Origin of the sequence: Nitrosovibrio sp. Nv4, from assembly GCF_900215485.1 — a bacterium.
GTDB lineage: Bacteria > Pseudomonadota > Gammaproteobacteria > Burkholderiales > Nitrosomonadaceae > Nitrosospira.
The window spans coordinates 1,159,630-1,171,940 of record NZ_OCMZ01000002.1; the positions used below are offsets into that span (position 1 = coordinate 1,159,630).

General features: G+C 54.2%; 8 protein-coding genes. 6 read left to right on the forward strand and 2 right to left on the reverse strand.

What is annotated here, in order from left to right; translation table 11 throughout:
- The first annotated feature begins 28 nt into the window (after positions 1-28).
- The 5 genes from CRO05_RS13630 (at position 29) to CRO05_RS13650 (ending at position 8,775) form a co-directional block, all read left to right on the forward strand.
- The gene (locus CRO05_RS13630) at positions 29-1,867 is read left to right on the forward strand and encodes an alpha-amylase family glycosyl hydrolase (protein ID WP_097067673.1); all 1,839 of its coding nucleotides are present in this window, start codon (positions 29-31) and stop codon (positions 1,865-1,867) included.
- Positions 1,868-1,967: 100 nt separating this feature from the next.
- Positions 1,968-2,345 (forward strand): hypothetical protein, encoded by a 378-nt coding sequence (locus tag CRO05_RS13635; RefSeq protein ID WP_235001444.1) that lies wholly within the window; start codon positions 1,968-1,970, stop codon positions 2,343-2,345.
- A 196-nt stretch (positions 2,346-2,541) separates the two neighbouring features.
- Positions 2,542-3,972 carry a TolC family protein gene (locus CRO05_RS13640; protein WP_097067674.1) on the forward strand — a complete coding sequence of 477 codons (1,431 nt, stop codon included), beginning with the start codon at positions 2,542-2,544 and terminating at the stop codon, positions 3,970-3,972.
- 3 nt (positions 3,973-3,975) lie between these two features.
- Positions 3,976-5,523: an efflux RND transporter periplasmic adaptor subunit gene (locus tag CRO05_RS13645; RefSeq protein WP_097067675.1), complete on the forward strand. Its 1,548-nt coding sequence runs from the start codon at positions 3,976-3,978 to the stop codon at positions 5,521-5,523.
- A 60-nt stretch (positions 5,524-5,583) separates the two neighbouring features.
- Positions 5,584-8,775, forward strand: a complete 3,192-nt coding sequence (locus CRO05_RS13650; RefSeq protein ID WP_097067676.1) for an efflux RND transporter permease subunit — start codon at positions 5,584-5,586, stop codon at positions 8,773-8,775.
- Positions 8,776-8,777: 2 nt separating this feature from the next.
- On the opposite strand, the gene CRO05_RS13655 is transcribed toward CRO05_RS13650, so the two are convergent.
- Positions 8,778-9,743, reverse strand: coding sequence for a GlxA family transcriptional regulator (locus CRO05_RS13655; RefSeq protein ID WP_097067992.1), 966 nt, complete (start codon positions 9,741-9,743; stop codon positions 8,778-8,780).
- A 103-nt stretch (positions 9,744-9,846) separates the two neighbouring features.
- On the opposite strand from CRO05_RS13655, the gene CRO05_RS13660 reads away from it, so the two are divergent.
- The gene (locus CRO05_RS13660; protein ID WP_097067677.1) at positions 9,847-10,149 is read left to right on the forward strand and encodes a putative quinol monooxygenase; all 303 of its coding nucleotides are present in this window, start codon (positions 9,847-9,849) and stop codon (positions 10,147-10,149) included.
- Positions 10,150-10,674: 525 nt separating this feature from the next.
- On the opposite strand, the gene CRO05_RS13665 is transcribed toward CRO05_RS13660, so the two are convergent.
- Positions 10,675-12,108, reverse strand: coding sequence for a carotenoid oxygenase family protein (locus tag CRO05_RS13665; RefSeq protein ID WP_200814407.1), 1,434 nt, complete (start codon positions 12,106-12,108; stop codon positions 10,675-10,677).
- Positions 12,109-12,311 lie beyond the last annotated feature (203 nt).

The following is a 12,311-nucleotide window of genomic DNA, read 5'->3' on the forward strand; positions in this document are numbered from 1 at the left end:
CCAATGAATTGCAACAGGCGAGGAAGTCATGAAAAATCTTCCACTTGATCAACTTGGTCCCCACGAGTCCGCACCCGGCATCGTGGATTTCGGAGTATTGCTACCGTGGGTTTCGGCTACGCTCGGCAATCGACTGTTTGTAAAGATCATTCACGAGCGCGATCAGTTCATCCAGTCAATCCAGCCGCTATCTTTCGAGTTGCAGCATGGTATCAATGCCGATTATGGCGATATGTGGTCGGTAAAGGTGGATTTCAACACCGTTCACGATTCTCAACCGGGTTCGCATTTTGGTTCACCCGGCCGGCACGTCTACCGCTTCGAACTGCATAATCCGAACGTCGGCATACTGGACTGGATTATTGATCCTTTTGCCCGCGAATACGCTGTCGGTAAGCTGTCTGCGTTCACACTCGGCTATATTCCCTATGTCTGGAGCACTGAAGAGGCGAACTGGAAAACACCAGCGCTGCACGACCTGATTCTGTATGAGTTGAACCTCGCCGAATTTGGCGGCAGCCTGCAAGGGGCCATCGACCGACTGGCCTATCTCGCCGACCTTGGTGTGAACGCGTTATCGGTAATGCCTGTCAGCAATGTTTCGCTGGAGGTCGATTGGGGCTATCTGCCGCTGGGTTACTTTGGAGTCGATGAACGTTTCGGGCGAAGGGACGATTTTCAGCGCTTCGTCGATGAGGCGCATCGGCGTAGGCTGGCGGTAGTTGTTGATGTGGTTTACGGACATACCGGAGAAGACTTTCCTTACGCCGACCTCTACCGGCGGCTCCAATACCATGAAAATCCTTTCATGGGCTCGTTTACCAAGGACTATTTTGGTGTCAGCACTGATTTCAACCGTGATCTGACCCGCGATTTTTTCTATAGTGTCAACCGGCACTGGCTGGATACCTATCATGTCGACGGCTTCCGTTACGACTGCGTGCCGAACTATTGGGATGGCGCACTGGGTACCGGTTACGCCAACCTGGTCTTCCACACTTACGAATACGTAAGAGACTCGCTTGACGGTCTTACCCGGTTCGACGCGCCGGAAGGCCCGCGGCTGATCCAGATCGCGGAGCAGTTGGAAGCTCCCGAACAGATTCTTGAGCAGAGCTATAGCAATACGACATGGCAAAATGCGACTTTTGGCGCGGCCACAGCCTGTGCTCGCGGCGCGTCGGGTGCGATAGAGAATCTCGGACATCGGCTTGGCGCGCTGGGCTATATCGAACAGGCAACGCAGAACGGAGAAACCTTGGTCAAGGCACCTCTGCAATATATCGAGAACCATGACCATAGCCGTTTTCTGTGCGAATTTGGTCTCCATCATCGCGACTGGAATCCGTTATTTACGGAAGGAAACCGGGCGAACTGGTATCGGCTCCAGCCTTACCTGATTGCGTTGCTGGCGGCAAAAGGCATTCCCATGCTATGGCAGGGCCAGGAATTTGGGGAGAATTATTTCGTCCCCGATGGCGGTCTTGGCCGGGTATTGCTATTGCGGCCATTGCGGTGGGATTACTTCTACGATGAGGCCGGTAAAAACCTGGTCAAACTGACGCGCAATTTGGTGAGCCTGCGCAAGAATTGCGCTGAGCTGCGCCGGGGCGCTCATTATTTTCATAATGATTACGACCGCTATCTATCGCGCGGCGTTCTGCTTTTCCGACGTGAAGATGCTGCTGCGGTGAGCCTGATCGCTGTGAATTTCACTGGTATAGAGCAAAGCGTGCCGTTCGTATTCACGCGCAACGGCAACTACATCGAGCAGCTTCACGGACAGGATAATTTTGCGGTCGAGGAAAGGCAAGAGCGTTGGTTGACTGTGCCGTCCAATTACGGCCGTGTTTGGCGAAGCGCGTAATTCTATCCGGTTAGCTGAAGCTCGCTGCTCCCACTTGGGGAGACACATTGAAACACAAAAATTGGCATTACTCTTCCTGAGGGGATACAATCTGAACGCCATGAACAAGCGTCGCCATACTTATTCCGTCATGCTTGTACTGTTCGTCAGTATGATGACGAATGCTTTTGGCTGGGCGTTTAATGGCGAAGTATTTGCTCACGAGCTCGATCACGAACATCATGTTCTCTCTCTCGATCCGGCGGCTCACCTTGAGGCCCATCAACATGCAGCAATAAACGACGACGATCATCTGGATGCCGCGACCCATATGTGTCTCCACGCGGCCGGGCAATACCAGCCCTTTTTCTTCACGGCTCCCCTGATCGTACCTGCTTCCATCGGTATTGAAGTTCCGACGGCATTTGTCTCCGTCATCATTCCCGAGTCCATTCCGGATTCGCCTCTGCATCCTCCCCGAAGCATTTTCTCAAGCTAGATCATCGGTCACCTTTGACGTTGTTACCGGTACAGTTCAGACGTGTGTCTCTCTGAGGCCGGATCAAGCACGTTCCTGTCGATTTTGACAGACGGCAGGACGTTCTCATTATGACGCCATTGGCGTAGTCTGCGTGTAACTGAGCGTAATTAAGTGCACAACTGAGTGTTTCACACAACACTTGCGGAGGATTTCCATGAACTTTGATCGGTTGTTCATGGCGCCAGGATATCTGGCGCCGTGCGGATGGCTTATTCTTGCGCTGGGTTGGCCCTCTTCAGCAATCGCCGAAAATAGCTTTGCGGGTATCATCCCGGACAGAGAAGACAGAGACATGAGCTTCTCGATGGGCTCCCCGCTTGAGGCGAAGGGCGACCTGACCATGAAAAATGCGGTACGCCTCGCGCTACGGCATAATCCTGAGCTGGCGGCTTTCGACAAGGAAATACGCGCCCTGGAAGGCGCAACGCTGCAAGCTGGACTGCTGCGAAATCCCGATTTGTCCGTAAATATCGACAATGTCGGAAATATGGGGGTCCGTCAGGGGGGTGGTGCCCCCTTGGGCACGAGCATCAAGGAAAACGTCGAACAGCAGGATTTGATTTTCCGCATCAGCCAACTGATCGAACTTGGCGGAAAACGCGCCGCTCGGGTATATGCGGCATCGCTCAGCCAGGAATTGGCGGGCAAGGATTTTGAAACTAAACGACTGGAACTTATCGCCCGCGTGGCAAACACGTTTATGGAAGTGCTGGCGGGTCAGGAGCAGTTACGGCTGGCGGAAGAGAGCCAGCAACTGGCACAGAGAGTGGTGGATACGGTAAAGAAGCGTGTTCAGGCCGGAAAAGTGCCTCCCATCGAGGAGACCAAAGCCGGGGTTGCTTTTTCCACCACACAGATTGCGCTGGGACAGGCACAGCGGGAGCTGATGGCTGCCCGCAAGCGGTTGGCACTGCTATGGGGCGACGCTTCGCCTCATTTCGTAAAGGTCCTTGGAAATCTGGAGTTACTCACTGCCTTACCGAATTTCGAGGCACTCACGGAAGGCGTTCAGGCAAGTCCCATGGCCGACCGGGCCAGGAAAGGGATAGAACATCGCAAGGCGCTGCTGGAAGTGGAGCAGACACGCCGCGTGCCAAACATCACCATTGGAGGCGGCATGATCAAACATTGGGAATCGGGCGGAACAACGGGCATTGTCGGGATTTCCATGCCATTGCAGTTTTTCGACCGGAATCAGGGAAATGTGCGGGAAGCCCACCAGCGACTGAATAAGGCACTTGATGAACAGGCTGCCACCGACTTACGGCTCAAAACCGAGCTGGTGCAGGCTTACGAGATGTTATCGGCGGTGCAGAACGAGATCATGATATTGCGCAGCGAGATACTACCCTCCGCAAAAAGCGCTTTCGAAGTTACCAATAAGGGCTATGAACTCGGCAAATTCGGCTTTTTGGAGGTGCTCGATGCGCAGCGCACTTTGTTTCAGAACCGGGTCATGTACGTCCGCGCCCTCGCAAACCACCATCGCCTGGTCAATGAGATCGAGCGTCTGACCGCAGCGCCGATTGACGACATTGCCAACGCGGTTGACGATGGCCACGCCGACCTGGAATATAAGGAGTAGACGGTGGAGAACAAAAAACGACTCATTCCAATCATCGCCGTGATCGCCATCGGAATTGCAGTGGGCGGTCTGATTCTCACATTGGATAAAACGCAGCCTGCCTCAACCGAATCCACGGCCGATGCCGAAGCTGAAGCGACCGGTGTCCAGGAGCCCGGCGGTACGCGCGGATCGCCGGGCGGCGAAACCGGGTCTCAATATCGCGAGGGATCCAAAGGCGGCAAGCTGTTCACAGCAGATGGCTTTGGACTGGAAGTAACCATTTTCGAAAAGGGTGTTCCACCACAATTCAGGCTTTATCTTTATGAAAATGGTGAACCGCTTCCACCTTCCGCCGCCAAAGTCACCGTTACGCTGTCACGGCTCGGCGCACCCGCCCAGGTTTACAAGTTCAAGCCTCAGGCCGATTACCTGGTGGGTGATCAGATAGTGGAAGAGCCGCATTCGTTCGATGTTGCAATTGCCGCCGAGCGGAAGGACAAAACCTTTCACTGGAAATATAGCCAGGTCGAAGGCAGGGTGACAATGCCTGACGAAATGCTGAAAAGTATCGGGGTCGAAATACTTACCGCGGGGCCCGCGATCATCAAACCCACGCTCAAGCTCCCCGGCGAGATCATCTTCAACGAACACACCATCGTGCAGGTAGTGCCCCGCTTGCCGGGAATCGTCACGTCTGTCGAGCGTCATCATGGCCAGCAGGTAAAGAAGGGAGAGGTTCTTGCGGTAATCGAGAGTCAGATGCTGGCGGAGCTGCGCAGCCAGTATCGGGTAGCCCGGAAGCGATTGGCGCTGGCACAAACTACCTATGAGCGAGAAAAGCGGCTCTGGGAAGAAAAAATTTCCGCCAAACAGGATTATCTCGTCGCACAGACGTTGTGGAATGAAGCCGAGATCGCGTTGGATCTCGCTTCGGTAAAGCTGCGCGCGCTGGGGGTACAGCCCGAATCGGGCTCTCACGGAAACAACCTGGCACGCTATGAAATCCGTGCACCTATCTCCGGGCTCATCACTGAAAAATCCATCGCACTGGGACAAACACTCAAGGAAGATAACAATATTTTCACTATTGCCGATGTATCGACAGTGTGGACGGCAATAACGGTTTACCCGAAAGACATAGCGGCGGTCAAGATCGGTCAGAAGGCAACGGTCAAAGCAACCGCATCTGATATCAAAGGAAAAGGCACTGTCACTTACATAACCGCCCTGGTTGGGGGGCAAACCCGTAACGCCACAGCACGGATCGAGCTGGAAAACAAGGACGGCAGGTGGCTCCCCGGTATGTTTGTTAATGCGGAATTGGTGGCCGAAGAAATCCAGGTTCCCGCTGCGGTATCCACAACCGCTATTCAAACAGTCAATGACTGGACGGTGGTATTCGGCCGCTATGGCCAATACTTCGAAGTGCGTCCGCTGGAACTGGGCCGCAGCGACGGCAACATGGTAGAAGTGCTGGAGGGATTTCGCGCAGGAGAACAATACGCGGGGGGCAACAGTTTTGCCATCAAGGCTGAGCTGGGCAAATCAGGCGCAACTCACGACCATTGATCAGTCACTACCCGAGAATCTCACCTTTCCCGGTGCGAAAAACCAGCCCGAACCCATATCATGATTGAACATATTTTACGAATATCGATTCAGCAGCGCGGCCTGGTCCTCATGGCGGTAACAGGAATGGCCATGCTTGGATTCTACAGCTATCAGAAACTTCCCATCGATGCGGTGCCGGATATTACAAACGTGCAGGTACAAATCAATACGCACGCGCCGGGCTACTCTCCTGTCGAGGCAGAGCAGCGCGTAACCTTTCCGATCGAGATTATCATGGCCGGACTCCCTAATCTTGAATATACGCGATCGCTTTCACGCTACGAATTATCGCAGGTCACCGTTATTTTCAAGGACGGGACCGATATCTACCTTGCTCGGCAGTTAGTGGGTCAACGAATTGAAGAAGCAAAAGACCGGCTACCCGCCGGCGTCGAGCCCACAATGGGTCCTATCTCCACGGGACTGGGCGAAATCTTCATGTGGTCGGTCGACGCCGAAAAGGGAGCGACCAAACCGGATGGCTCGGCATATACCCCGACCGATCTGCGTGAAATCCAGGACTGGATCATCCGGCCGCAATTACGTCTGGTACCAGGCGTCACGGAAATCAATTCCATTGGCGGTTATGTCAAACAGTTTCATGTTGCCCCCTACCCCGAAAGGCTGATCTCTTTGGGATTAACCCTGCAGGATGTGGTCACTGCTCTGGAACGGAACAACCTCAACGTAGGCGCGGGTTACATTGAAAAAAGCGGCGAACAGTATCTGGTTCGCTTGCCTGGACAGGTAGCTGATCTGGACGAGATCGGGAACATCATGCTCGGTTCCCGGCTGGGAATACCCATACGCATCAGAGATGTGGCGGATATTCTGATAGGCAAGGAGTTGCGCACCGGCGCTGCCACCCAAAATGGGAGAGAGGTGGTTCTCGGCACAGCACATATGCTGATCGGTGAAAATAGCCGTGCCGTTTCCCAGGCAACGGCGGAAAAACTGGCGCATATCAACCGGACTCTGCCCAAAGGCGTGGTCGCTACGCCCGTCTATGACCGTACCACGCTGGTGGATAAAACCATCCGAACCGTCGCAACCAATCTGGTCGAAGGCGCGATATTGGTAATCGTCGTGCTGTTCCTGTTTCTGGGTAATCTGCGCGCGGCGATCATTGCTTCGCTCGTCATCCCGCTTTCTATGCTGTTCACCTTCAGCGGCATGGTGGCAAGCAACGTCAGTGCCAATCTGATGAGCCTGGGCGCGCTCGATTTCGGCCTCATCGTGGACGGCGCCATCGTCATCGTCGAAAACAGTATGCGCCGCCTGGCCCATGAACAGATACGGCTCGGGCGGGAGCTCACGGCCACCGAGCGCATGGCCGCGGTATTTGACGCCACCAGGGAAGCACGGCGCGTGCTCATCTATGGAGAGCTTATTATCATGGTCGTTTACTTTCCCGTTTTCACGCTGTCTGGCGTGGAAGGAAAAATGTTTCATCCGATGGCCATCACAGTAGTAACAGCGCTGCTGGGTGCCATGATTCTCTCCGTAACATTCGTCCCGGCCGCGATCGCGCTCTTCGTTTCCGGCAAAGTGGCGGAAAAGGAGAGTTCTGCGGTTGTATGGGCAAAAAAACTTTATGTACCCGCTCTGGGCGCGGCGATGCGCAACAAGGGCCTGACGGTCACGATAGCCGTGGTGATCGTGACGCTATCCGGCCTGCTGACGACAAGGATGGGTAGCGAGTTTGTGCCCAGTCTCAACGAGGGCGATATCGCGCTCCATGCGATCCGTATTCCCGGCACAAGCCTGACGACAGCTATCGAAATGCAAGATGAACTGGAAAAAACGATCAAGACGTTTCCCGAAGTGGAGCGTGTTTTCGCCAAGATAGGAACCGCCGAGATTGCGACCGACCCCATGCCGCCGAGTGTCGCAGATACTTTTATCATTCTTAGACCAGAATCGGAATGGCGTGGACAGTATCGGACAAAGGCGGAACTGGTTACCGCCCTGGAACAAGCGGTCCTGAAAGTGCCAGGCAACAACTACGAGTTCACCCAGCCCATACAGATGCGTTTTAACGAATTGCTGTCGGGCGTGCGCGCCGATGTAGCGGTAAAAGTGTTCGGTGATGATATGGACATGCTATTTGCCGTAGCAGGGCAGATAGAGAAGCTCCTGAAAACGGTTCCCGGGGCGGCGGACGTGAAAATTGAGCAACTTACCGGCTTGCCAGTGCTTACGGTTCAATCTGACCGTGCAAAACTGGCGCGCTACGGTTTGAATGTAGCCGACGTACAGGATGCGGTAGCCGTTGCGGTCGGCGGACAGAATGCCGGCACTATTTTCGAGGGGGACCGCCGCTTCGAGTTGCAGGTCCGGCTCCCGGAGCAACAACGCAGCGATATCGAGGCACTCAAGCGTTTGCCGATCGGCCTGCCCGCTCCAGGCGCGGGCAGCGCAGCAAATGTCCAAAATGCGTCTTTAGCCGGCTCGCAAGCTTACGTTAGACTGGACGAGGTGGCCACCCTCGAGGTTGTCCAGGAACCCAATCAGGTGAGCCGCGAAAATGGCAAGCGCAGAGCAGTCGTTACGGCAAATGTGCGTGGCCGCGACTTGGGCTCCTTCGTTGAGGAAGCAGAAAAGCTCGTCGGAGAAAAAGTGCAGGTTCCGCCAGGATATTGGCTGGCATGGGGCGGTCAATTCGAACAGATGATTTCCGCTGCCGAACGGCTACGAATAGCCATTCCCCTGGCGCTGGGACTGATCCTGATGTTGCTTTATGCCATGTTTGGAAATTTCCGCGATGGGTTGCTGATGTTTACCGGAGTCCCATTTGCTCTCAGCGGCGGGGTATTGGCATTGTGGTTGCGCGATATCCCATTGTCCATTTCCGCCGGCGTCGGATTCATCGCGCTATCCGGCGTAGCAGTGCTGAATGGTCTGGTCATGCTGTCGTTTATCCGGGATTTACGGGCACAGGGCCAACCCCTGGATGACGCCATTAAAAATGGAACGCTCGTCAGATTGCGCCCGGTATTGATGACGGCACTGGTGGCGGCCCTGGGGTTTGTTCCCATGGCCCTGGCCACGAGCATCGGCGCTGAAGTGCAACGGCCACTGGCAACGGTAGTCATTGGAGGCATTCTCTCGTCCACCGCGCTGACCCTGCTGGTATTGCCGGTCCTGTACCGGATCGTCCATGGCCGGGACAAACTGAACACAACCGATGGTAGCCTGAGCCTTTCCTGATTTTATCCGTATGGGGTTCGGAGTTCGCTCACTGTCCGGCCGATCTTGCGGCGAAGAAGCGCGCGCAGCGTGGTGCCATCCGCATAACCGACCTGAGCGGCAATAACGTCTATGCCGTCGCTGCTGGTCCTCAAGAGATGAACCGCCCGCTCAACACGAAGATCCTGAAAATATGAAAGTGGAGACTTGCCCAGTACCGCTCCAAGACGCCGGGAAAGCGTTCGCTCGCTCGTCCCCACGGCGCTGGCTGCTTCGCTGAGCGAAAAGCCTTCGCCCAGCCTGCGTCGTGCCCAGCGCTCAAATCGCTCGACCAGCGGGTCCGTATGTGCAAGGTGATCAGGAATCGCAAAAACCGCCTGCGACGACCGCGGTTCGATCAACAGAAATCGAGCGGTCAATTCTGCGAGCGTCGGACTGCTGCGCCTTATCAGCCATAGCGCAAGATCAATATGTGCCAGCGCTGCCCCGGCGGTGACAAAACCGGATGAGCTTACCACCATGCGAGACTCTTCCAGTCTCACATGGGGATAACGCTCCCGGAACATGGGCGCAAGCCACCACGAGGTAGTGGCGCTTTGCCCATCGAGCAGCAAGGCGTCGGCGACAACAAACGTGCCCGTGCATGCGGCCCCTACCAGAACACCGTTGTCAGACCACTTCCGCAAAACCGCACCTGCATCCGCCACGTCGGGCCGCTCAAGCGCCTTCCGCAGCGTTTCCGGCATTTTTGCCCCAAGTGCCGGGACCAATACCACATCTGGAGGTTCACATCTTGTCGCCGCCATCACGGGCACGGAAAACCCCTGGCTGGTGCGTACGCGGCGGCGAACACTAATCACGGTCACATCGAAATGCGCCGAAGCCGCGCCGGCGGAACTTGCGAGATCGTTCGCGACATGCAGGGTATCCAGAAGAGTGGACAGCCCAGTGTCAAAAACCTCGTTAAGGGCAAGAATGTAAATACGCATGGCGAAAATTATATCAAATTTGTCGATCTTGCCACTTGGCAAGAGTTGATATGCCAGATAGAGTCTCCCCTCCCGTTGTTCAACTTTAGAAAGGAAAATAGAAATGGTAAAAGTTGCTCTATTTGTACGATTACAGGCCAAGCCAGGAAGAGAAGCCGATGTAGCCGGTTTCCTCGAACAGGGGCTTGCACTGGCAAATCAGGAAACCGCCACTCCCATCTGGTTTGCGCTGCGCCTGGGGCCATCGACTTTCGGCATTTTTGACGCCTTCGCCGATGAGGCAGGGCGATCAGCGCATCTCTCCGGTCCGATTGCCGAGGCATTGATGGCAAACGCAGCCGATCTATTGTCCGAGCCCCCACAAATTGAGCACGTAGACGTTCTCGGCGTCAAACTCCCGGGCTGAGACCATCAGTGAAAAAGTGAATCGCCGGTTACCAACGATAAATTCGGGGACACCCTTTGCTCCTCGCTTACCCGACTATTTCGCTTCTGCGAAAGACATGAATGCAGCTATCTGTGTATGGGGAAGGGATGCAGTAAGTCCAATAGGGCTTGGGAATACGACTATGACGTTTTGCTATGTCTGCGACATGGGAAGATAAGGTGCCAGAGAATGGACCAATCACATGCTTAACCATGTACTCCGTTTTGATACTACTCATTTAAGGTGAAATCTTACGGTTGCCGATAATGTCACGTGACCGCCTGAAGTGCGGCTGAAGTGCGGCTGAATTGCAGCTTTGGGCATCACAAATTCCTCGGCAGATTGGCTGCGGTGTCAATTTTTCTGCCGAAACCATCCCGCTATTATTGGGATTGTGATTGGGATCGGAACTAGAATCACCATGAAGTCGGTGGAATTTGTCGTATAACCTGGAGTATAAGATTCCGTTTTCATTGTATTGCCCAACGTTACAAAGGCACGAAGTTACGAACGAATAAACGCACCGTGGAAGCCAAATGGCACGTGCTGGGGAACACCTGCACGGGCAATTTCCGACAAGTCGCGCGCATCGAGTAGCAGCAGGTACGAGTTGTTCGCAGCAGCATCCAGGACCACCGTGAGTAATATGCCATCGTCCTCGGATTGGGCGTCTGGCCGCCCCACATACACAGGCTCGCCAGGGTATTGACCGTCCTGCCGCCACTCTTTGACGTCGCCCGCCAAATCAAACTTGACGACAGTATCAAGGAAGGCGGATTCACCCTGTTTTGCGATGCCGGTTGCGTAAACATATTGGTACGTTTTGCTGTTGTACTGCCCATAATTAATGCGCGGCAGTTCGGCTGAGTGGTCAATCAGCGTGCGGGAGCTAACGGAGCCGGCGGAGACGTCGATCGCAAATCGCCGCAATTGGTTTTTGGGGTAGGCCTCATGGTTCGGCCTATTGAGTAATGAATTCAGGTAGAAGTACTGCACCACGTCGGCATTTGGATACACAATAATGTCGAGGTCTACTTTGCCGCTTCGATCAACTGCGTTAACGTGGTGAAAACCGAACCAGGCTTCGTCGGTGTGCGCATATTTGACTTCGCCCGTGTAGCGATCCACAAGCGAAAAGCGCGTACCGCGCTGGGGTTCCCAAGTATAGTTTGCTATAAAAGGCTTACCTCTCACCAACATGCTTATTGGATTCACTACTAACGGGAATTCCATCAAAATCACGTATTTTTGGCTGAGCCCGAAACTGTGCATATACGATGGCCTGTTTGTGCTGTAGCTGCCTGTCAGTTGGCGCTTTTTGCTGCCATCAGGTAATGCGTAGATGTTGTATGTGGATTTACGGCCAAAACTGAGCAGGTAGTTAAACGCTTCGCGGCTGTCTTGATCGTAATGCGGGTGAGCGGTTGTCAATTCGCCCTTTAGCGTGTCGCTATAGCTGACAATACCAATAGTCTTCAGGGTGTCTTTGTCGAATGCAACCGGCAGGGGAGTTTCGGTTTGAGCTACAAACTCTTCGGCAATCTTGCCGATTGAAACATTAGCGTTGGCACCAGATGTTGGACCTGTAAAGACTTGGGTAATACGTTTAAACAAATTGCGACAGGGATCAGTGGCAAATTCTGCATATTTCATTTTTCCGTCTTTAGTCGCTCTAAGAGCGGGGGTGTCGAGAAATTTATTCGCGTAGCTGACTTGGCCACCCGCGATATCGAACCTATGCAGCATCGCCAGGCCGTCGAACCAGTGGTTAAGTGTCTTGTCTTCCAGACGGAAACGGGCAGGGCCGTTACGTACAAGCGTGCCGGATAGCCAGTCGGGAATAACGCCCTCTACCGCTAGCGAAGGAACAGTAATTTCTTTTGTTTGATCCGCAAACCCTTGTCTATAGTCATCTCTCATTTCGGCATCTCCTTTCATTCCTGCATTGACACTCCCCCTGAAAAATTCAAATGTCTTTAACTTCCTGATGCAGGAAAACCTGATTACACCCTTGATCTGAGAAAAATCCAGCCACCCTGAATAACGCGACCTTAAGCTGCTAGTTTTTACTCTAGCGACCACAAATACGCCCTGATCGGATGGAAAGCCACGACGCGGCAAAACCTCCGAGTGCCTCCTGG

Bases quoted from the DNA above. Each gene is read 5' to 3' on its own strand.
- CRO05_RS13635 (WP_235001444.1), top strand. From the start codon at position 1,968: ATGAACAAGCGTCGCCATACTTATTCCGTCATGCTTGTACTGTTCGTC.
- CRO05_RS13640 (WP_097067674.1), top strand. From the start codon at position 2,542: ATGAACTTTGATCGGTTGTTCATGGCGCCAGGATATCTGGCGCCGTGC.
- CRO05_RS13655 (WP_097067992.1), bottom strand. From the start codon at position 9,743: ATGCGTATTTACATTCTTGCCCTTAACGAGGTTTTTGACACTGGGCTG.
- CRO05_RS13660 (WP_097067677.1), top strand. From the start codon at position 9,847: ATGGTAAAAGTTGCTCTATTTGTACGATTACAGGCCAAGCCAGGAAGA.
- CRO05_RS13630 (WP_097067673.1), top strand. From the start codon at position 29: ATGAAAAATCTTCCACTTGATCAACTTGGTCCCCACGAGTCCGCACCC.
- CRO05_RS13665 (WP_200814407.1), bottom strand. From the start codon at position 12,108: ATGAAAGGAGATGCCGAAATGAGAGATGACTATAGACAAGGGTTTGCG.
- CRO05_RS13650 (WP_097067676.1), top strand. From the start codon at position 5,584: ATGATTGAACATATTTTACGAATATCGATTCAGCAGCGCGGCCTGGTC.